The 22,754-nt window shown below is 42.4% G+C and carries 19 protein-coding genes; 3 read left to right on the top strand and 16 right to left on the bottom strand.

Annotated elements, in window-relative coordinates; all coding sequences use genetic code 11:
- Nucleotides 1–119: 119 nt before the first annotated feature.
- From G614_RS0115840 to G614_RS0115885, 10 genes are all read right to left on the bottom strand, one after another.
- Nucleotides 120–1,328, bottom strand: a complete 1,209-nt coding sequence (locus tag G614_RS0115840) for a nucleotide sugar dehydrogenase (protein ID WP_027642739.1) — start codon at nt 1,326–1,328, stop codon at nt 120–122.
- Between the two features lie 67 nt (nt 1,329–1,395).
- Nucleotides 1,396–3,276: a hypothetical protein gene (locus G614_RS27665; RefSeq protein WP_044917974.1), complete on the bottom strand. Its 1,881-nt coding sequence runs from the start codon at nt 3,274–3,276 to the stop codon at nt 1,396–1,398.
- A 14-nt stretch (nt 3,277–3,290) separates the two neighbouring features.
- The gene (locus G614_RS0115850) at nt 3,291–4,241 is read right to left on the bottom strand and encodes a hypothetical protein (RefSeq protein WP_027642740.1); all 951 of its coding nucleotides are present in this window, start codon (nt 4,239–4,241) and stop codon (nt 3,291–3,293) included.
- A 15-nt stretch (nt 4,242–4,256) separates the two neighbouring features.
- A complete protein-coding gene (locus G614_RS0115855) occupies nt 4,257–5,405 on the bottom strand; it encodes a radical SAM protein (RefSeq protein WP_027642741.1) in 1,149 nt (382 codons plus the stop codon).
- A complete protein-coding gene (locus tag G614_RS0115860) occupies nt 5,406–6,185 on the bottom strand; it encodes a methyltransferase domain-containing protein (RefSeq protein ID WP_027642742.1) in 780 nt (259 codons plus the stop codon). It abuts the gene before it with no gap.
- A gap of 12 nt (nt 6,186–6,197) precedes the next feature.
- Nucleotides 6,198–7,172, bottom strand: coding sequence for an NAD-dependent epimerase/dehydratase family protein (locus tag G614_RS0115865; RefSeq protein ID WP_027642743.1), 975 nt, complete (start codon nt 7,170–7,172; stop codon nt 6,198–6,200).
- The gene (locus tag G614_RS0115870; RefSeq protein WP_044917981.1) at nt 7,160–8,326 is read right to left on the bottom strand and encodes a glycosyltransferase family 4 protein; all 1,167 of its coding nucleotides are present in this window, start codon (nt 8,324–8,326) and stop codon (nt 7,160–7,162) included. Before G614_RS0115870 ends, G614_RS0115865 begins: the two co-directional genes overlap by 13 nt.
- Nucleotides 8,319–9,329: a glycosyltransferase family 2 protein gene (locus tag G614_RS0115875; protein ID WP_027642745.1), complete on the bottom strand. Its 1,011-nt coding sequence runs from the start codon at nt 9,327–9,329 to the stop codon at nt 8,319–8,321. The genes G614_RS0115870 and G614_RS0115875 overlap by 8 nt, the downstream gene beginning before the upstream one ends.
- A gap of 23 nt (nt 9,330–9,352) precedes the next feature.
- Entirely contained in the window at nt 9,353–11,056 is a 1,704-nt protein-coding gene (locus G614_RS0115880; RefSeq protein ID WP_242828107.1) for a hypothetical protein, read from the bottom strand.
- An 87-nt stretch (nt 11,057–11,143) separates the two neighbouring features.
- Complete coding sequence (locus tag G614_RS0115885; RefSeq protein WP_027642747.1) at nt 11,144–11,941, bottom strand: hypothetical protein; 798 nt, start codon at nt 11,939–11,941, stop codon at nt 11,144–11,146.
- A 201-nt stretch (nt 11,942–12,142) separates the two neighbouring features.
- Here G614_RS0115885 and G614_RS0115890 point away from each other — a divergent pair, with 201 nt between their 5' ends.
- Nucleotides 12,143–12,490: a helix-turn-helix domain-containing protein gene (locus G614_RS0115890; RefSeq protein WP_027642748.1), complete on the top strand. Its 348-nt coding sequence runs from the start codon at nt 12,143–12,145 to the stop codon at nt 12,488–12,490.
- An 87-nt stretch (nt 12,491–12,577) separates the two neighbouring features.
- Here the strand turns inward: G614_RS0115890 and G614_RS0115895 are convergent, their stop codons facing one another.
- The 5 genes from G614_RS0115895 to G614_RS31345 all read right to left on the bottom strand — a co-directional run bounded on the left by G614_RS0115895 (nt 12,578) and on the right by G614_RS31345 (nt 18,956).
- Complete coding sequence (locus tag G614_RS0115895) at nt 12,578–13,306, bottom strand: carbohydrate ABC transporter permease (RefSeq protein WP_080664521.1); 729 nt, start codon at nt 13,304–13,306, stop codon at nt 12,578–12,580.
- 73 nt (nt 13,307–13,379) lie between these two features.
- The gene (locus tag G614_RS0115900) at nt 13,380–14,270 is read right to left on the bottom strand and encodes a carbohydrate ABC transporter permease (RefSeq protein ID WP_027642750.1); all 891 of its coding nucleotides are present in this window, start codon (nt 14,268–14,270) and stop codon (nt 13,380–13,382) included.
- Nucleotides 14,271–14,294: 24 nt separating this feature from the next.
- A complete protein-coding gene (locus G614_RS0115905; RefSeq protein ID WP_027642751.1) occupies nt 14,295–15,605 on the bottom strand; it encodes an ABC transporter substrate-binding protein in 1,311 nt (436 codons plus the stop codon).
- A 19-nt stretch (nt 15,606–15,624) separates the two neighbouring features.
- Nucleotides 15,625–18,675, bottom strand: a complete 3,051-nt coding sequence (locus tag G614_RS0115910) for a glycoside hydrolase family 2 TIM barrel-domain containing protein (protein ID WP_027642752.1) — start codon at nt 18,673–18,675, stop codon at nt 15,625–15,627.
- A gap of 113 nt (nt 18,676–18,788) precedes the next feature.
- Nucleotides 18,789–18,956, bottom strand: a complete 168-nt coding sequence (locus G614_RS31345; RefSeq protein WP_155245061.1) for a hypothetical protein — start codon at nt 18,954–18,956, stop codon at nt 18,789–18,791.
- Nucleotides 18,957–19,099: 143 nt separating this feature from the next.
- Here G614_RS31345 and G614_RS0115920 point away from each other — a divergent pair, with 143 nt between their 5' ends.
- Nucleotides 19,100–19,438 carry a helix-turn-helix domain-containing protein gene (locus G614_RS0115920; RefSeq protein ID WP_027642753.1) on the top strand — a complete coding sequence of 113 codons (339 nt, stop codon included), beginning with the start codon at nt 19,100–19,102 and terminating at the stop codon, nt 19,436–19,438.
- A gap of 89 nt (nt 19,439–19,527) precedes the next feature.
- Here G614_RS0115920 and G614_RS0115925 read toward each other — a convergent pair whose 3' ends face one another.
- Entirely contained in the window at nt 19,528–21,567 is a 2,040-nt protein-coding gene (locus G614_RS0115925) for a beta-galactosidase (protein WP_027642754.1), read from the bottom strand.
- A gap of 242 nt (nt 21,568–21,809) precedes the next feature.
- Between G614_RS0115925 and G614_RS0115930 the strand changes: the two genes are divergently transcribed.
- Nucleotides 21,810–22,679, top strand: a complete 870-nt coding sequence (locus tag G614_RS0115930) for an AraC family transcriptional regulator (protein ID WP_027642755.1) — start codon at nt 21,810–21,812, stop codon at nt 22,677–22,679.
- Nucleotides 22,680–22,754: the final 75 nt, after the last annotated feature.

Consider the following 22,754-nt stretch of genomic DNA (forward strand, 5'->3'; position numbering starts at 1 on the left):
TATCAGATACCGTTTTACGGGTTATGTATTAGCAGCTTTCTCCTTTCTGCAACCAAAAAAGAGACACCAAAACAATTCATTTTGACGTCTCTTCATTCCCGCAGCACAATAGCCGAATTTCAATCCCTGTAATAAATATCCCTTGTATAAACCTTTCCCATCACATCAGACAATTCATCACTGTATCGGTTCGCTATGATAATATGGGTTTTTTCCTTAAAATCCTCCAATGATTTCTCTACCGGACAGTCACAGAACTGATTCTCTTTTAATGCAGGTTCATACACAATCATCCTTATCCCATGTGCTTTAAGACGGCGCATGACACCTTGTATGGACGATTGACGGAAGTTATCCGAGCCTGCTTTCATGGTGAGGCGGAAAATCCCTACCGTGCACCCCCCTGATTCATGCACTTTGTTCCCCACCCTTTCCACTATCCTCTGGGCTACAAAGTCCTTTCGTATGCGGTTGGATTCCACAATCGCCCTTATTAACTGTTCCGGAATATCTTTATAATTCGCCAGAAGCTGCTTTGTATCCTTGGGCAGACAATATCCGCCGTATCCAAAGGAGGGATTGTTATAATGATTCCCTATTCTTGGGTCGAGGCATACACCTTCAATGATCTGCCTGGTATTTAAATTCCTTGCCTCCCCATAGGTGTCCAGTTCATTGAAAAATGAAATCCGCAGAGCCAGATATGTATTGGCAAACAGCTTCACTGCTTCCGCTTCCGTACTGTCGGTCAGAAGCACTGGAATCTCTTTCTTCCGGGCCCCGTTTTCCAACATATTCGCAAACAGCCGCGCTTTGTTCAGCAGTACTCTGTCATTTAACTCTGTTCCCACAATAATTCTGGAAGGGTATAAATTGTCATATAAGGCTTTTCCTTCTCTTAAAAACTCGGGTGAAAACATGATATTTCTGTAATTCAGCTTTTTACGAATTTCCTCTGTATAACCCACAGGAACCGTTGACTTGATAACAATCATCGCATTTGGATTTACAGCCTTGACCTGGCATACGGCACTCTCCACTGTAGAAGTATCAAAATAGTTTTTTACCGGATCATAATTGGTAGGCGTGCTGATAATTACATACTCAGCATCTTTATAAGCCGATTCTCCATCTGTCGTGGCCTTAAGGTCCAAATTTCCTTTTTTAAGGTATTCCTCCAATTCCCTGTCCTCAATCGGTGAACAGCCATTGTTTATTAATTCGGCCTTGTCCTTCACGATGTCCACACCTGTGACCTTATGATGTTGTGCTAAAAGAACAGCATTGGCCAGGCCAACATATCCCAACCCTGCAACTGCAATATTCATAAGCATACTCTCCTTAATAACTCTTTAGCTGCACTTTCAGGATTCTGTAAACGTAGTTGTACATCCTTCATGGTCTGCTCCCATAAACGCCCTCAGGCCGCCTGTTCCAAAAACAGGACAGCTGTTTTGTCTGGATTCCATTTTGGTTCATCCATTGATTCATGCCGCGCCCCTTTATATACAAATGGTAATCCGGGCTTTCTGTTTCCATATCCACTAATTCAAAATAGTCTCCTTGGTCCAACTCCCTATTTACCAGTCCTTTGGGTGAAACTATTATCATATCTTTTATATGTGTCCGGTTATCATCCCTGCCTGTCACAATATAGTAATCACGGAACATATACTGATAGGAGCTCCTGGTAATCTCATCATCCAGAAAAATTACTTTGTAATCCTCTGGAAGCTGTTCAAGACCTTTTACCAGGTTCCTTGTCATTTCCATGTTCTCCATCTCATATTTGTCCATTCGGTAAATCACGTTATAGGAACTCCAAACAAAGATTGAAATAAAAACAGCTATCACCCCCGTACAAACCATTCTCTGCTTTTTATGGAATATTAATATTGACACAAGAATTACAACGGCCAATGCCCCATAGGCAGCCAGGCCCTGCGCCAGGTTACGGATGGCGCTGTACCCATGTCTGCACTGGGCCAGATTACTGAATATATTGATAGTCATTGTATTTTGGGGCCATGTGACCACCCCATTAATCCTGCCAGCAATATTAACAAGAAAAAACAAATATACAGATACCATGATTAAAAAGATATATCTTCTGCGCTTTATGAAAAGAAAGCCCTTCTCCAGCAAAAAATACATGCCCATAAACACAGGTATCAATATGGAGGACTCCAGATATCTTCCATAAATAAGCTTGTCGCATCTTCTAACCATTTCTCCGGTATAATACAGATAAATATCGGAGAAGAAAAAAATGCCTCCCAAGGCAAATGCACCAACAAAGCATAAAAGGGAAAATACACTGATTAAATGTATGTAATATCTCTTTTCACCGGACCCGTATCTGAAAAAGCAGACCAAGATGACACATAGACCCAGACAAACCAGACCGCCGCTGCCGGTAAACACATTAAATAGCCAGCCGTATATGATCTTTATTATGGTTTGAAGCCCGGTAAAGGACAGCAGCCTGTCCCACATGTTAGCATCCCAAAGGGAAAATGTACTGTTTGCCGTGTTCACATCCGCATTGAACACATACTGTTTTACCAGCCGGTCCATGAACCTGTCAGCAATCAGCAAAACCATAGCTGTAACCAAATAAAACCCAATTCTCAGATTTGCCTTTTTCCGAACAAAACGTATATATATAACTGTCAAAAACGTGGCCAGAACCACCACAATGCCTCTTTGATGCGCCATGTACGCAAATACGGAGGAACACGCAATTAAGATGCTGTCCCTTACCTGTTTCCCGGCATCCCCGTCTTCGTGGATTCTCAGCAGAAGAAGGAGTATCATCCAAGGTGAGACCAGAAGAACGGTCTCCGCCCATGTGTATTTTATATTCAGTGTTAGCGCCGGCAAAAAGGCGGTTACGCCTGCTATAAGAAGTGCGTTTTCTTTTTTCCGTATATTCAGATAATCCACGGCTATCTTATATGCAATGACAGGAACTGCCCCTGCAGCTAAAACATTCAACAGCAGCATGGCCCGGTACAGCACAACCGGGGAACAAAACAGGTAAAATAATGGCAGATATAAAACTGTCATACCATATTTGTAATAATACCCGTCTGCATACAGATATCTGTGCCAATCAGAGCCGCTCATATAAGCCGATACCGCGATTGTGTTCAGTCCATCGCAAAAAACAGGCACAGTCAGGAAAAAGCATGGAATACTGTTTATTAAAACAAATGCGGCATACAAAAAAATCTCATACCTGTATTTTCTTATATTAATTTTTCTCTTAAGCATGGGTACTTCCTTTATTATTGTATTTTCGCTGATAATGTGTAAATGATATCCGCCATCAAAAACCCTCCTATATCCCCTAACACATTCACAAACCGATAAAGCAGAATTGCTTCCAGTATTATCTTCTGTTCAAACGAGGCTGATAAAATCACAACCGTGACAGCTTCCCTTACACCTATACCCCCCGGAGCTCCCGGTATCACAAACCCCACAGCCCATCCAAACAGATATCCTCCCATAAGCAGCGGAACCTGTGATACTGATACATTCTCCCCCAATACTACAGCTACAATGAAGTAAAACATAAGACCTGTATAAATACCCAGGAAAAAATAATAGGCCATACAGAACATGCCTCTGGGAACTATTTCTTTCATCACTTTCTTTCCGAACAATAACTCCCGGCCGTATCCTTTCTTCCCGCGAGTCCGTATACCAATAATACCAGCGGCGGCTGCAAGCAGGATTAGGATACCGCCTCCAAGGCATAGTACCCAAAGGTGCTGTTCAAGATTATAATATAACCATATGTCCCTGAGCCCGCTTCTGCAAAGCATCATGGACAGCAGGGCCACAGATACCAGATTCATCAGAATATCCCCGAATGTTGACAATGCCACCTTTCCATGGCTGATATTCTGTCTCACAGCCATTTCATTCCGTCCAACATATTGAAACACATTTCCTGGCAGGTATTTGTACAGATTTGCCTTACATATAACAAATGCTACCAGGGGATACGGTATCTTAATCCCGGTTACATATTCCGTGATGCATTTCCAGGGAACTCCCAGTATTACCATATGTACCGCAAACAGTAAGCTCAAAAGCATCAGATACCCCAGTCTGACGGTTTCCAGAATCTGTTCCGCCTTCAGATTAAAGGAACACAGCTTCCTGATAAGGAAGAATACAGAAAAAACGGTCACTGCGGTTCCCATTGCTTTTATGACCTTTTTGCTCATTCCTCCTCCCTCCTTTCATTTGCGGCTAAACTTAAGCATCTTCCTGCCTGCTTTCACCAGGGAAGGTACATGCATCAGAATATTGGAATAACCCTGGTTGGCTAATGGGCAGGCGCAGTTTTCGGATTTTATATAGGCTCTCACCTCTTCAGCCCTGGGGGAATGCCATAATTTCTGGAAATCATACCCATAATCCCTCAGATTTCCCATCTCCTGCTCATATCCAAGAACGCAGCATGGCCACACGCCTCCATCATAATTGATATGAACATTGGAAACTCCCGCATAACATGGAATAACCTGTTTTCCTGTTTCTAATATCTTTCCTGCAATTTCATAATAAACCACACGCAGGGCTTCCGTTGTCTTGGCCAATGACTTCTTTGACCCAATATTGTCTTCTACCTTTCTTGCAAACTCCTTAATAAGCTTCTGATAAGCCTCCGCCGGCGGGGTTATATTGTCTCCCAGGTTAAAAAACTCTGTGCGGCATTCCGCCACTTCATTTCGGTAACTCTCCACACCCAGCCCATGGACAAAATCCTCTATTTCATCCAGATAGTCAATATTAAAATTGGATACAACGGTGCCTAATTCCAAATGAAAATTATCATAGCGCTCTTCTAATCTTTTAAGTGATTCAATTGTCTTTAAAAGCCGGTTAAAATTCCCCTCCACACCACGGATTTCATCGTGCAGTTTTCCCACCCCATCAATGGAGGGTTTGACTGTCACGGGCACGGTTTTATCATACTGCCGGACAATTTTAATGATTTTTTCCGTATGCTCTGTGATTCTTTCAGTCATAATTCCATTGGTAGGAGTATGTACTACCCTTGGCTTTATATATTTACATGCCAGTTCCACAATTTCCGGCAAATCCGGTCTGAGAAACGGCTCTCCGCCGCTCATATTGAAAAAATAAACCGGCTTCATATTCTTAAATATCCTTTCAATCTCATCCGGTCTCAAATCCTTTTGGGCCCTGGATGGATCCTGACAGAACATTGCTCCAATCTGGCATGTTTTACATTTTGACTGACATGCTGCTGTTACTGAATAGGTCAATGTTATGGGTTGGAAATCTTTATAGCCAAACCAACGGTTTAATCTGTATGAAATTAATTCAGGCCCTAATATAAAAAATAAGTCTTGTTTTTTCATTTATTTCTCAACTTTCGCAATGGTATAGTTAATATGAGAATGGATTGATTTTATCATCTTTGGCATGGGCAGCTTTTCTGCAAGATAGACCAGTTTTATCCAAAGAGGAAATCTGCCCTGCGCCAGCATCTGGGTATAGGGCGATTCCCAATCCATTGTATTAAAATCCACATTCATCCTGTGCAGTCTCACATCCCGAAATCCCAGAGAATCCGGCCACACCGGGCAGTCCACAAAACCGGTTTCCACGATTGTCAGTCCATGTTCCTCTAACCTTTTTCTTATAAATCTGCGCTTATTGTACCTAATATCCCCATGTGTCCATGGAATCCCTGTTTTCTTATGTACAAGCCTGTGGATTGGGAAACCAACATTTCCCGCATTAACCGAAAACACAGCCACATATTTTTTACTGATGCGTTTCATTTCCTCAATCAGCTTATCCGGGTCAGGACAGGCAGGAAGGTATGCGAAATTCCATACAAAATCATAGGATTTGTCCTGAAAGGAGCTTTGCAGAATATCCTCTTCATGAACCCATTCTATTTTGTGAGCCGCGCCAATCTTTTTCCACTCAGATATATACTTTGGATTGCCGTTAACCAGTGTAATCTTTTGTGCACACGTTCCAAATCCCAATGAATATACAGATGGCATTGCCTTAGCTCCGTGAGCCGGCATTTCCAGCACTGTCTTTATATCATGCCTCTCTCCAAATGAAGAGAGTTTCCGTCCCACGGAAAACCGTTCATATATTACGCCAAACACCTCTTTTTCCATGTCCGCCTCCTGTTATAAATATCCCTTATCCTTTGCCCATTCAACTGACAGCCTGATTCCGGTATCCAGATTAATTTGAGGTGCGTATCCCAATACCCTGCATGCCTTGCCGATATCACAGGAATGGTCCTTTGCCAGAAAGTCGATTCTGCCTTTATTAACAAAACCAGCTTTTTTAAACATAACCTTTGATATTCCATCAATCACATTTGCCAGACATACAGACAATGTATATCCTATATTCATATGGATCAGACTGCTTCCTGTATGTTTAGCAATACACTCCAGATATTCCCTGGCTGTACAGTCTTGTTCTGCGCCTAAATTGAAGATTTCATTATACGCATTTTCATTCAGGACAGACAGTATGAACCCATCAACAATATCAGACACATAAGTAGGATGAAGGTACGCTTTTCCATTTGTAGTCAGAACAAACCTCTTCTTTTTAATGTTTCTGTATAGAACAGTTCTTCTCACGTCACCTGCTCCATAAACAAAGCAAGGCCTCAAAATTGTATATGGTATCTTATTCCTGCATCTTTGTATAATCTCCTGTTCCGCAAGCATTTTCGTTTCACTGTAGGGGTTAGTGGGATGATAGGGGGCGTCTTCCGCTACATTCCGTCCTTCCAAACCGGTGACAAATGGCGTGCTGCAGAAAATGAACTGTTTAACTTTATGCTTAATGGCCAGTTCAGCTAATTTTATTGTGGCAAGACAATTTACCTTGTAGTAGTATTCATAAGGTATCCCATAATGCCCTAATTGAGCCGCCACATGTATTACCACATCTATTCCCTGCATCTGGTCATCTATAGTTTCAATCTCCTGCAAGTCACAGATGATATTCTCCACTGGTTTTGAAAACTCTTCATCGGAAATTTTCTTTCTGGTTACACATACCACTTCATTCCCATTTATCAGCAGCGCTTCTGTGAGATGTTTCCCTATGAATCCAGTTGCCCCTGTAACTAGTAAACGCATCCTGGCGTACCTCCATCTATCATTTTGTCCAGCTTGTCCACCGTCTCAACCATTCTGTCCCAGGAAAACCGGTACGCGTCTTTTCGTACATTTTCCGTGAATTCTTCCGCTCTTCCTTCTTTAAAATAGCGGATTACCGCCTCTGCCAATTCTGCATGGTTCCCAGCTTCCACCACGTATCCGGTTTTTCCATCCTGGACCACGTCAGGCAGCCCGCCCACATTGGTAACCACCACTGGTTTTTCAAATCCGAAGGCAATCTGCACGATTCCGCTCTGTGTGGCGCTTTCATAAGGCAGGATAACTAAATCACAGGCTGAAAAGTATGGTTCAACCTCCTGGTCAGGTATGTAACCATCACATATTCTTATATAGTCTGCCATGGAGTTTTCATCAATCAACTCCAAATAGCTTTCCCTGTCACTGCCAAAATCCCCCACAATCAACAGCTTTACCCGTTCACACGATTCAACCACGGCGGGCAACGCTCTTATAAGATGCTTCAGACCTTTATATTCCCTTATGAAACCAAAGAACAGCAGCACTTTATCCCTGTTATCAATACCCAGCCGTTTTCTGCTTTCTTCCCTGGTAAGATTACTGAATTTGAACGCATTATAAGTGGGATGGACTGTCTGCTTATACAGGGCATCCGGAATCATCTGAAGTAAATCCGCTGCATCCTTTTTTGATTGGACGATGAATCCGTTTCCTCTGGACAGTACTATTTGGGTTAAGAATCTGTCTCCCGGGAAATGTTCATGGGGTAATACATTATGACACACAAACAGTATTCTGCACCTTTTTAACAGCCAGGCCAACGCCAAATAACAGGGGGTAAAATATGGATGCCACCATTGAATGATAATCAGATCCGGCTTTAGCTGTTTGATTTTTTTGCTGCACTCAATCCAATTCCAGGGAGCAGCCGTGTGAATCCAGTATTTGGTCCCTTTTATTTTGAAACTGTCATTGCTGTAATCCTTCTGTTCCTTCCGAAAAAGGAATCGGGGATACTGCAGCCGGTAGGACACCATTTCAACCTGGTAATTTCCAGAAAGGGCACGGCACATAAGACTGGTGTAATGTGAAATTCCGCCTTTATACGGATAAACAGGGCCAATGAGAACAACTCGTTTCCTATCATCATTCATGGGCATCCCCCTCTGCTTCTCCTGTTCCTTCACTGTGTTCCTTTATTTCTCTTTTGCTTCTTAAGATATCATATTCAATCCGCCTGACATGATATTGGGTGTCCTCCAACAACTTCTTGTTGGATGCAAGTACATCTCCTAAAAGTCCCATCATCAGTGTGAGGAATCCAATTATGATTAACGTACATGCTAAAATCAGGGACTGCACATGTCCGGTTCCCGCACCCTGAAAATAGAAAACCAAAAAACGGATTCCAATCATTGCACCGGTTAATATGGGGGGAATGCACAAAAATGTAAAACATTTTAACGGCTTGTACATCATATAAGCCCTGATGATTGTAATCATGGATTTTTTTACATACCCCCATATGCTGTTAAACAGCCTGGAGGGACGCAGTTCTCCGTTGGTCCTTACAGGTACGCTTGTCATCGGTATCTTTTCCCTGCCGGCCTGTACAATGGTCTCCAACGTATATGTATAGTCATTAACTACATTCATCCTCATGGCCGCTTCCCTGCTGTATGCCCGAAATCCACTGGGGGCATCTGGAATCTGAGTATTGGAAGCTTTCCTCACTACCCAGCTTCCAAAATGCTGCAGCTTTTTCTTAACAGGGGAAAAATGTTCTGTTTTATCAATGGGTCTTGCTCCCACCACAATATCGGCCTCTCCCCGAAGAATAGGCTCTATCAGTTTGCTGATATCCTCTGCGCAATACTGGTTATCAGCATCTGTATTCACGATAATATCTGCCCCTTTGCTGAGACATCCATCTATCCCAGCCATAAAGCCTTTCGCAAGGCCTTTATTTTGCTTGAAATTCACAACATAGTTTACGCCCCACTGCCTGGCCACCTGAAGGGTAGCATCCCTGCTTCCGTCATTTATGATTAGGTATTCGATACAATCTATTCCCTCAAGTTTCCCAGGCAATGCGTCCAATGCAATGTTTAATGTTTCCGCCTCGTTATAACAAGGCATCTGAATGATTAGCTTCATAAATTTATCCCATCGTATTTTTCTTATTTCTCAATGTAATACACTTCAAAATGGGCGGACTCCCTTTTCATCCCATATGTCTGACCTAATTCCTTTGAAAAGATATCCCATCTGCTGGTAACCACAATATCTTGCTGTGTCACAGCCCTTATGCTTCCATACTGTTCCTTTAATACGTGAACAGGTATCTCTTTCAGACAGAATTGAAGCAGGTCCACATATCCGTAACCATCTGAATATAGAAAAACAATCCTTTCATATTCTCCAGCCATGTCTTTTATTTGCTCTGCAATAATGATGTCCTGATAATTATCCCTGTTATATTTGTAATTCATCCGGCTGCATACATCCATTCCCAGCCCCCATTGAATCACAGCCCATACGAAAGCCAAGTACAGAAACCGTTCTCTGCGTCTCACGATCCACAGCACACCGGCCATGGTTAATCCAAAAAACACTCCTCCCAGATATACATTTTTAGTAAAGGCAAACACTCTGTTTGACGAAAATTCCAGGGCGTACGCCACAGCCGGAATAGAATGCCTGTAAATTCCATAGGCGCCAGATGAACTGATCTTCCAATTGACAAGATACATCATAACGCTTTGGAAACATATGATTCCAAAGCTCCCTTTCCACAGACCCGGGCTATGAACCATTGCCGTCAGTCCTGTTCCGATAAGGATTGGAAGAAGTATCTCGCTGTAACGCCCGTATATGACACCATCCGCACGTGGAGTATCAATCATGAACAGAGACACTATGCCAAGGGTAAACAATGCTGACAGCAAAATAAAACGCGCAGCAGCCATTTTATGCCTTATACCGCAGGCAGTCATGGAATATACAGACATTATTCCCCAGTAAAACAAACCTCCAGTAGCACTTCCCAAATAAAACAGCTTACCGCCTAAGGAACAGATGAAATCAGCCATCCCCTTAACAGTTGTCAGTTTTCCCAGCTTTTCAATCTGGCCGCTAAAATCATTTAAGGCTGCCAGTGAACCTCCTGACACATTATAAATCTCGTCCATATAGCTGTTCTTATATCCCACCCCTGCAATAATAAGAATTCCATAGGCCAATGCTCCTGTCAGTACATAAGCACGTATTTCTTTATTCCTTATCGCTTCCCAAACCAATACCAACCATAGCGCTATTCCAATTCCAAGAGTTCTCATGTGTACAAAATACAGGCCGGCAGATATTGCTGCCATTGCTCCCATGTAATAGGCGCTTGGCTTTTGGAAAAACATCAGGACTGAGACAATAAGCAGAAGGTACAGCAATACAAGAAGGATTTCTGGCAGCGTTGTCTGCGCATATACCATAAAAGACGAGTAGAGAACGGCCAGTCCTGAAAACAAGGTCATGAAGGGGCATACAGGGGCATGAAACAGGATTCCCAAAATTTTTTTTAGAATCACATAACACCAGACCATCAGTATGAAATTTATACTTACAGCTATTCTGTACAAAACAACAGGATTGGAACACCATTTAAGCAGTGGCGCCATAAGCATCCCATATCCAAAAGAATAATATGGATGGATGCCTGAAACCGCATTCCAGTCATACCCCAGCAGCCTGGCCCCATGACTCCAATACCCGAATTCATCTGGAAAACGGATTGGTCCGAACAGCTTTCCTATTCCATGCATATAAACGGATAACAGGATAAGAAAAAAACAAAATTCCATACACGCTTCTGCTTTTCCCTTTTTCATAATTTAATCCTAATCCAGCTTTTTGCAAAGAAATAGCTAGCAGTTACCCACTAACTATTTCCCCACAGAAGCCTATGCGAATTTTTATTATCTGTAAGCTGCGAAGCTGCCTGACGGTCCCTTTACCAGAGTAAATGTCCCGTAAACATCTGTTGAAAATGTCATAGTATCACTATCATCATCCGTATCAACAATCACTGAAGTGGTGCCATCTGACTGGACAAAGATTAATGCATATTCATAACCATCTGTTTTAAAATTAGCTGGAATACCAATTTTAAATTCAATGGGTCTGGCAGCCTTCACTACTTTGGTAAAATTATTATTAGCATCAGAAGTTCCAATCCATATATCCAGTGCCGGTCCCGAAACAACCTCCGGTGAAATTGCCTTCATCTCTTCCAGCTTTTTCATCATACATGCCTTGGAATCCTCACCGCACACACTGTTTTCAATAACAGCGAATGGTTTCTGATTCGCCCCCGCGCCAACAGCTGCGGCTACATCCGAGTAAGGTGTCGTCACTATAACCCCGGCAACTGAATTTGCTGAATAACGTCCGGCAACCGTTGTAAACACCTTTACTCCACTCACCATAACACTGTCCAAAGCTGATGATGTACTACTACTATTGGTTGTTACAGCGCTTCCTGAACCGGAACCTCCGCCTGACGATGAGCCTGAACCGCTTGGTACATCAGGAACGTCCGGTGTATCCGGCACATCGGGCTTATCTGGCGTATCCGGCGTATCCTTTGTCCCACCACTGATTTTGGAACTGAATATAGCTCCGGGATTAGCGTGAGCTACCAAAACTGGTGACACAGCCAGAACACCCATTAAAGAAAACGTCATCGCCTTTTTTAGCAAAAGCTTTTTTCTCATTCCTTTTCCTCCTGCTCTTTTTCTATAGTCACACAGAATCTCTCATACAAGGCTTCTTTTATTCTGTGACATGACTACCGAAAGTACATAATTACATTGGTCATTATATAACACTTTTCAGTTGTTGTCTATAACTACTATTAAGTTTTTTATAATTTTTCTTAAATTGCTAATATTAATCCCAGAAGGTGGTAAACAATTATGAAGAATCTAAAAAAACTACGAACTGGCAGGCATCTAAGCCAGCTGAAGCTTGCAGAACTTTTCCATATCAGCCAACAGTCTGTTTGGAAATATGAAAATGACCTGGCACAGCCTGATCTGGAACTAATCATTGCATTTGCTAACTTTTTCAATACATCTATTGATTATCTTGTGGGAAATACGAATAATCCAAGAAAGTATGAAACCCTGTCTGAAACAGAGCTAAATGAAGATGAACTGGCACATTTACGTTTATATCGTTCCTCTGCTCCAGAGGTAAAAAAGCTGTCAGAACAAATGATGCAGCTGTATTCTGATATACAGAATCGTTCCGGAAAAGAATGACGCTATCAGTGCCGCTTACAAATCTGTTCAGAATTAAAAAGAGACACCAAAATGATTCATTTTGATGTCTCTTTTTAAAAATGTTCTTTATTTAACTGCCCCAGTAATTCCTTCAACAAAGTTCTTCTGCAAGGCAAAGAATACGATAGCGGTAGGGATTGTTGTAATCAATACCGCAAGCATCAGCATACCATAATCCGTTACATAGCCGGCAATCAGATTTGAAATCAGCATAGGCATGGTCTGTGTGGCACCGTCAGACATAATAACCTTTGCCCATAAGTAGTTGTTCCAAGCATTCATAAAGGTAACAACAGCCGTTGCAGCATAAGTAGATTTCATTGTCGGCATGAACATCCGGTAGAAAATCTGGAACTCACTCAAGCCATCGATGCGGGCCGCCTTTACAATCTCATCCGGAAATGCCATTGCACCGGTTCTGAACATCATGATTAGTAACGGTGTTGCCAGTGACGGAAGCATGAATCCAATCGTGGAATTTAACAACCCCACCTTTGAATATATCTGAAACAGCGGTACCATCAGAGCTACGAAGGGAATCATCATTGTGCAGATAATCACTTTATACACAATCGTCTTCATCTTATCCTTGTAAATAACAAAAGCATATCCGGCAAGCGAGCTGATAATTAGTGCCGCAACCGTAATTAAGACCGTGTACTTACAGGAATTCCAAAAATTACGCCACAACGGCTGTGCAGCGATCAAATTCTTGTAATTTTCAATCAAAAAAGTACCTGGAGTCAGTTTCCCGGCGAGAACGTCAACGCTCTTGTTCGTTGCAGCCAAAAGCATCCATACAAGAGGGAATACGGAAACGATACTACAAACAATCAAAAAAATGTATATTAATCCATATTTAAATTTACTAGTCAGAATCTCCACCTACTTTCATCTGAATAAGAGACAGCGCTGCAACGAGAACAAGGATAATAAATGCCATGGCTGATGTATAGCCAAAGTTTGGAACGCCAAGGAATGCCTTATTGTAAATATAATGCGACATCGTAATGGTTGCGTTGCCAGGTCCGCCTTTCGTCAGATTCATGGACTCATCAAACAACTGCAGCGTACCATTAATAGACATAATTGCTGTCATCAAGATGGTTGGCTTCAAAAGCGGCACCGTAATACTCTTGAAGGTCTGAAACGCATTGGCCCCGTCAATTTTGGCTGCTTCATATACGGAATATTCGATATTCTGCAGGCCTGCCAGATAGAATACCATATTGTATCCAGTCCAACGCCAGATTAATGCAATAATGATAATAACTTTTGCAGCAGTGGCATTCGAAAGGAAATTATATGCAGTATCGATGATACCAAGTTTAATAAGAACAAGGTTAATGAAGCCATCTGTTGCAAATAAGGAACGGAAAATAATTGCATAGGCCACCAGAGACGTTGCACATGGCAGGAAGATTGCCGTTCTGAACAGTCCGCGTGCCTTAATCTTCCTGTCATTCAATATGGATGCCAGAATGAGTGCAAGCACTAACATGATGGGCACCTGAACAATCAAATAGATGATGCAGTTTTTCATGGACTGTATAAAAACGGTATCCTGAAATATTCGTATGTAGTTTGACAAGCCAGTCCAAGTCAAGTTTATGCCGGAACCTGTCTTAAAAGATGTAATGAATGCTTTAAACGTTGGAAATATGCTTAATCCGCAAATTAAGAGCAATGCAGGTGTAAGAAATCCCCATCCAACCAGTCTCCGTCTCTGCTCCATAGACATTTTCTTTTTATTTGTCATACTATTCACCTTCTACTTGGAGAATTACTGTCCCATATCAAAAATCACTGTATTCTCAGCGTTTGCCAACTCAGAGTCAATATCTGCACCCGCTACCACATTAGACAGGACAGTTGCCAATGCTCTGTTTTCTTCCGTATAATAAACGCCCAGTTTTACAGAAGGTGTTTTTGACGCAAAATCCGTAATAAGGCTAAATACTGGCTGTCCTCCATAAAACTCCTGAGGCTCTGAATAGACGTTGCTCTCGCCTGCGGGGATATAGGTCGTCAAGGCTCCGCTGTTTGGAAGAATCGTCTCATATAGCTCTATGCTGCCAGCAAATGTAGAGGCAAGGAAGTCTGTAGCAAGAGCAGTCTTTTTACAGTTCTTTGTGATTGCCCATGTCGAACCTCCCTGGTTGGAGTAGTTGGTTGCTGTAGAAATTCCAGGAATTGAAGGCATATTGGTAATCCCCCATAATCCGGACTGGGAATCTGACGACTGAATGGAAGCCATAATCCAACATCCATTAATCACACCACAGGTAGTCCCACTGGTAAATGTGGCGATATATTCATCCCAGCTGTTTACAACCCGAATAACACCCGCGTCAACACCTTCTTTATAAATTTCGATACATTTCTTCAGCCCTTCATTACCGGCGAGATAAGGAGAGCCATCATCGTTCCAGGTCTCAAGGCCTGCGGACTGCATCATCTGGTAAATCAAGTCGGAGGCGTTGGCCTGAAGGGACACCAGTGAATAGCCGGTCTTTGCCAAAACATCCTTACCAATCTCAATAAAACGATTCCAATCAATATCAGTCAAATCTTCCAATGTGTATCCGGCTTTCTCAAGTATATCCGTTCTATATGCTGCAATCTCTGTGCCATTATCAAACGGGACACCATAATTTCTTTCATCAACAACAGAGTTTTCCAACTTTGCTGATGCGAACTGTGAGAAATCAATACCACTATCTGTCAAATCCTGAAACAAATCAGGATAAGTGGTAACATACTTTTGATATGCAAAGTCCTGCATCAACAAGATATCCGGAAGAGAACTATAATCACCAGAGCCTACTATGGTTGCCAGCTTAGTCTGCATATCATCCCATCCAACCTCCGAAATATCGATGCTGAAGTCCGGATGTTCCTTTTGGTAAATTTTTTCAGCCTCTTTCATCGCATATATATTAAAACTCTGGTCCCACGCCCACACAGTCAGCTTATTGGAATCGTCCTCGGATGATGTTCCGGATGTCCCAGAAGTAGAACTGTTGCCTCCACATGCTGTCATCGCAACTACGGCAGCCGAAAGAACCACGGCTAAAACTTTATTAACTTTCATGATAATCTCCTTTCCCCTATCACGCTCTCGTACAACCTTTAAAAGAAAATGTAAAGGAACGTTCTTTTGTTTCATCCAGCCAATATTCCGGATGAGGAACGCTTCCCCATGTGTCGTCTCCTCCTATCCCCATCTGTGCCAGGGCCGGACGCAGAACAGTGTAATGTATCGGCGGCAATTCATACGGATGCTGTGCACAATCAATCTCATGCGGTGTCCACGGCAGCGCCGAGAAATTCATGCCGTCGCCGGTGAACATCAAACCACGACCCAGATAATCCGTGACCTTTACCCAACGCACTCCCATCATCTCGCCAGATTCTTGCGGACGAAGATGATTTGCCATGCGGTTTTTCACCTCATCCTTCCAAATGCCCAGCCGTGTTCCCTGCGTACGGTCAGCATAGGACTCGCCGGGTCCCATGCCATACCACTCAAGCCGGTCATAATCTGCATCAATTTTGAAAATCATACCAAACTCGGGCATAGGTGCAAGCCCCTTTACCGGATTATAGTCCATCCGGCAGTCAACTGTTCCATCCCCATGGACAGTATATACAACCTTGCAGGAAGATACCGGCACTGTCGGCATGTGGTAGGTATAAGCAACCTTGACCGTATCATCCTTTTCCTCAACCGTTGGAATGCAGCCCTTCGTATTGTAGTTATCTCCAGCCTGACGCGGGGATACAAACTGTGAGCCAACTTTCCACTGCGCACAGCGAAGCTGAATCAAGCCCCCGAAATCATTTTCTACCATAGGACGCCAGAAATTAGGCATAGGTATCGTCTTAATCATCTCTCTGCCGCCGTACCGATAGGATGTAAGACCTCCGTCAAGATTAGAAAACAAGACGCTAAAACCATCACCTGTCACACCAGTATTGTACCATCCATGCACTACATGCGGCTTACACCCGGCAACGGCTTTCTTTCTACCTTCCTTACGGTAAACATACTGGCCAAATGCAACCTCGTAACCTGCCCGCGCCCATTCCGTATCCGTTTTCAGAACCAAGGATACTGTAACTGCATACTCACCTGCAATCGTCTCCTCTGGAATTGGAAGGTCAAAGCTTTTCTCCGTTAGAGGTTCTACAGCCAAAGATAGAACTGTTTTGTGTATTGCATGTCCGTTTCTTTCAACAGTTACAACCGCATCATATACCTGCGTATTCGTAAACAAGTGACGGTTGCGCAGGGTGACCTGGTTCTTGCTGACGAAAATCCCAACCGGCTGGTAATTGTATTTCACAGCCGGCATCTTAATGCTCTCTTTTCCATCAGAGGTACAGATTCCATTGCCGGAAAAAGCGTAATCTGTCGGCCGGTCGCCCAAATCGCCTCCATAATAATAGCAGGTATTACCATAACGGTCTTTTCCCCTGATTGCTTGGTCGATAAAGTCCCAGATAAATCCACCCTGATATAAAGGCTCTGCCTCCGCCAATTCAGTATAAAGCTGCATGCCCCCGCAGGAATTGCCCATCGCATGAGCATATTCGCAACAGATAAACGGTTTTTCTCTATGTTCAGACAAAAATTTCTTAATATCCGCTACTGTAGTATACATCTGGCTTTCCATATCTGATGTTGTGTTACTATAGCGCCTATCGTGAAAAACCCCCTCATAATGAATCAAACGGGAAGAATCAAGTTTCCGGAACTCGTCAGCCATATGTGCGATTACGCTGCCGCCATAACTCTCATTGCCCAAAGACCAGATTAGGATTGACGGATGATTCTTACAGGTATGATAGAGTGTATCAACACGGTCAATCATCATCGGCTCCCATTCCATACAGTCTCCAGGAAGCACATTTTCAGCCGGTTTATCACCAGATTCAACCACCATCCACGTTCCGTGGGTCTCCATATTGTTCTCGGCAATCATATAGATTCCCAATTCATCACACAGTTCATAAAGAAGTCCATGATTTGGATAATGGCTGGTACGTAGTGCATTAATATTGTTGCGCTTCATGGTAACCAAATCCCGTCGTATCATTTCCGTTGTCACGGCACGTCCTGTGTCTGCCGAGAAATCATGGCGGTTTACGCCATTAAACACAATCCGGCTGCCGTTAATACACATAATACCGTTAATTAATTCAAAGCGCCTAATGCCAAGCTTCTGGTCGATAATTTCCAGCTTTCTGTCTTCCATATCATACAGCTTTATCATTAGTGTATAAAGACAGGGATTCTCCGCGCTCCAGAGCTTTGGGTTTTCAATTTCAATCTCCGTTTCCAGCAGTTCTCCAGTACCCATTATAATCCGGGCAGTCGAACCATCCAGCATAACTTCTGCCTTCCAGCCCGCAGTCTCGTCAGTCTTCACCATACTTCCTTGAATATGTATTTTTGCAATTCTGTAATCATCTGAGAGTTCCGATTCCACCTTCAAATCCCGGACATGCACTTCCGGAAGCGCATAAATGAACACGTCCCGGTAAATTCCGGAAAAACGATAAAAATCCTGGTCTTCCATCCAGCTGCCGGAGCACCATTTGTATACACGGCAGGCCAGTTTGTTCTCCCCTGGTTTCAAAGCTGCGGTCAAATCAAATTCGCATGGCGAAAAGGAATTAGAAGAGAAACCAATATAAACTCCATTCAGCCACACTGCAACGCAGCTTTCCACTCCCTGGAAGGAGAGTATTGTTTTCCTCCCCTGCATCTCAGCCGGCAGCGAGAAATACTTAGTATAGCATGCTACCGGGTTAATCTTCTCCGGAATTTCCCCGATAGCAACTTCCTCCATGCCATCCCATGGATACTGGACATTCGCATATTGCGGAACCCCATAGCCTTCCATTTGAATATGAGCCGGTACAGTGATTTCCCCCCAGCAATGGCAGTCATAGTCTTCCGCTTCAAATCCCACCGGTACCATACTGTTATTTTCCGCATAAGCAAATTTCCAGATTCCATTCAGTGACAGCTTAAGTGAATTAGTTCCCAAGGCTTTATCCTGCTCTGATGGAAACCATCTGTGATCTGAATGTGCGCTGCAGCGGTTCTCGGCAAAATATGACGGAGATTTCAATTTTTCAAATGAAAATGCCACGTTTTATCACTTCTCCTTTTCCTAACCTCATGTTAATCGAGGCTATTTTTATTCATACTTTAACTTATATCGGAGGGCTATGATATTCATAAACCTTTCCATCAATTAACTAATTATGTAGTCTCTTCATGTAACGTTCTTTCTTTTACAGAAGGAGAGGAATTGGGCTGTGATTGAGCAAATATCAATGCTTGTTGCACAGCCATTATGTACTTCTGGTTGCTGTCGTTCAACTGATTGAATTTAAGAATGAAGTCATCTACTGCTTCATCCCCACTCATATTTATCCCTCCTTTCGCTTTCTATGTAAGCATTATATCATAGCTATGTGAGCGAGTCAATGTTATATTTCGTATTCTTCGCTTGCATTGTGAGTAAGATTATGCTATTGTATGTAATAGATACGAATGAGGGAGGTGAATAGATGTCCACTAATCAACGCATAAAACAGGTGCGTCAAGCTTTAAATCTATCGCAAGCCAAATTTGCGAAGGCTATCTCCATTTCTAATGGATACATAGCCGGTATTGAGCTGGAAAACCGCAAGGTTAATGACCGTATCATTAAATTGATATGTGCCACTTTCAATGTAAGCGAAAACTGGTTAAAAAATGGCGAAGGCGATATGTTTGAGCAATCGTCTAATCGGTTGGCTGAAATAGCCTTAAACACATTCAAAGAGCTGAAACCAGAGTACCAAGAATATGTCCTGAACCAGATGGACCAGCTATTAAAGCTGCAGGATAAAGAAAATGGCTCCTAATGCATTCTTATCGACATCCGGCCCGTAGGGAGTTGTCCGCAATTCCCCTTATCGGTCTGCTTACAATGCGTAATGCAGCTTTTTCAAGGCTAGGTGCTCTCTGTTAAATATTCTTTTAAAACAATCGTTTCGAAACTACTAATTGTTCCATCGTAACTACCCGCCAGAAGTTTCATTCTTTCGATGGGCAGCTCAATCTCAACAGAAAACTGATTAAAATTTTGAATAAAGATGTACCTGCATCCTTCTCCATATCTAGATGTTACCTCCACTCCATTGGGAATACTGGGAAGAACACGTTTCAATCCAGCGTTTTGAGTGATTTTACTATATACTTCATCGTAAAAGCCCTGTTCAAAATCTGCGCAGATATAATAAGCTGTCCCTTTTCCATAGATATTCCTCGTAAATGCCGGCCAATTCTCATAGAAATCCTGCCCATAGGTCATTAATACTTCTGCTGTGGACACTTGTACCAAATCACATAATTTATCGCAGCACCAGGCCTTCTCCATCTGCAGTTTATTACCGGAAACCGGTATCCCCACATTCTGTTCTCCATCATATAATGCGTCAATTTCAGTACTCCTGAGCCCCATCACATCCATCAGAGCATGCGGTGTTCCCCCAAGAAAACACAAATCATTTTCGTCTACAATTCCTGACCAGTATGTAAGAATCAAATGCCCTCCCAAAGCCACGAAGTTTCGAATCTTTTCCGCATATTCATTCCGAAACATATACAACATAGGAGCCGCTACAACAGCATATGGTTCCAATTCCTGCTCCATATCTATCACATCCACATCGAATCCTAACTTTCTAAATGCATAATATGACTTTTCTACAGTCTCTTTGTAGTATAATCCGGAATTTCTCGGTCCCTGTGCATCTTCCAGCGCCCATCGGTTCTCCCAGTCGAATATAACAGCTACTTTTGCCTTTGTTACAGACCCGGTAATTTCTGACAGTTGTTCCAAACTACTTCCCACCGCTGTCACTTCGCGGTACACTCTTGTATCATCTTTGCCATAGTGGTCGATAACTGCACCATGAAACTTTTCCGATGACCCTCGGCTCTGGCGGAGCTGAAAATATAAGACACTGTCAGAACCATGCGCAATTGCCTGCATGGAAGATGCTTGCAGTATACCAGGCTTTTTTAATTTACTTATTGGCTGCCAGTTTGTCGCCGAAGGGCAGCTCTCCATTAATAAAAAAGGCCTTTTTTGGATACTTCTCATAATATCATGCTGCATTCCATTATCCATGGCTGTTAGAAATTCCTCTTTTTTATGCCATAGAGGATAACTGTCCCATGACACAATATCTATGATATCTGCAAATTTGTGATAGTTCAGTCCTTTAAAATCGTACATCATATTTATGGTTGTTGGCTTGTCCGAACCTCCATCCCGTATTGCCTTAATCTCATGTTTTGCAAAATCAACCGTTCGGTCTGTCACAAATCGTTTCCAGTCCAAATTCAAACCATGCAGGAATGGCTCTCCGCGCCAGGAAGGGCTCTCTATCTGTGAAAAATCATTGTATGTATGGCTCCAGAAAGTAGTGGCCCATGCCTGATTTAATGCATCAATGGTTTTGTATTTCTGTTTTACCCAACGGCGAAACTCCTGCTGACAAAGCTCACAGTGGCACTCTCCTCCATATTCGTTGGATATATGCCAGGCAATCACTCCCGGATGGTTTCCAAATCGTTTAGCCAGTTCCATATTAATCTTTCGTGTCTTTTCTCTATAAACAGGAGAGGTGTAGCAATGATTATGTCTCATGCCATACAAATTTCTATGTCTGCTCTCATCAACTCTTAACACTTCTGGGTATTTGTCTGCCATCCATTTAGGTTTTGCCCCGGAGGGTGTAGCCAAAATCACGGAGATTCCATGCTGATAAAACTTTTCAATAATATTCTCTAACCATCCAAACTGAAATATCCCTTCCTCTGGTTCCAGCATTGACCAGGAAAATATACCTACGCTTACTTCATTGATATGTGCCTTCTCAAAATACGTAATATCCTGTTCTAATATTTCCGGACTCGACAGCCATTGTTCGGGATTATAATCTCCTCCATGCAACAAATTTCTGATATTTAAAATAGTATTCATAGACCATTCTCGCTTTCATTCTTCCTTTATGCCAATTATACACTGTACTCTTAGTTTTTCAATGGCTTTTTCTACATTCAACTGTGTTGTAATCATGAATGATTCTGCTTATTTAACGACACCAGTATAGAACATACAGTTCTGCATTCCCATATCTAATCATATGTTTTACATGGACAATTATGCTTTTATCTGTTATATTTTTAGAAGAAAGGTTTTATTATCAAGGAGAAGGAATTATTATGATAAATGTTTCAGGTCACTTAAGAAACGAAAGACGCACAACAGGCTTCGCAGACTACTCAAGTCCATTGTCTATCAACTGTTGTGGAATGCAGGTTTTCAAAACAAAAGATTACTCTCAGAACCGTTCCGCAGGCAGAGTAGATTATCAGCTTATCTATATCCATAAGGGGGCTGGGCACTATTATCTAAATAAGGAATGGAAAACATTGGAGGCCGGAAATATTCTTCTCTTTCATCCTCAAGAACCCCAAACCTATTCCTATTTCGCCAAAGAGCATCCCGAAATTTACTGGATTCATTTCACCGGCTATGACTGTAAGAATATCATTAAGAAGTATAATCTCCATAACTTTTATATTGGGGAACACCCTCTGTTAAAAACTCTTTTTCAGGAGACTATCATGGAATTACAACTGAAGAAGGCATTTTGGGAAGATGTTGCTTTAGGCAATTTTCTTCAAATACTTGCTATCATAGCCCGAGCTCATCAGCAGATTCTTTCTCCTTTAGAAAATGACTCTTCTATTGATTGTCTCGTTATGCAACTCAATCAAAAGTATAAAGAAAACTGGAATATACAGTTAATGGCTGAATACTGCAAATTAAGCGCAGGGTATTTTTCTCACATCTTTAAGAAACGTATGGGAGTCGCACCAATGCGTTATCTGACCGGACTTCGAGTTAATAAAGCAAAAGAGCTCATAGCCACAAATATAATGAACTTGTCCACCATTGCCCCCATGGTAGGTTACTCTGATCCTCTTTATTTCAGCCGGGTATTTAAAAAGACTACCGGAATTCCTCCAACAGAATTCCAGCAGTCTTTACTTACTTCCAATACCCCTGAGTGGTGGCCCGCCAGATAAAAACCTCTTTCCACTTTAAAAATCAAAAATCCCCTGGTCTAATACCTAAACCAGGGGATTTCATTTAATATCTTT

The sequence above is a fragment of the [Clostridium] clostridioforme AGR2157 genome, from assembly GCF_000424325.1.
Lineage (GTDB): Bacteria > Bacillota > Clostridia > Lachnospirales > Lachnospiraceae > Enterocloster > Enterocloster clostridioformis_A.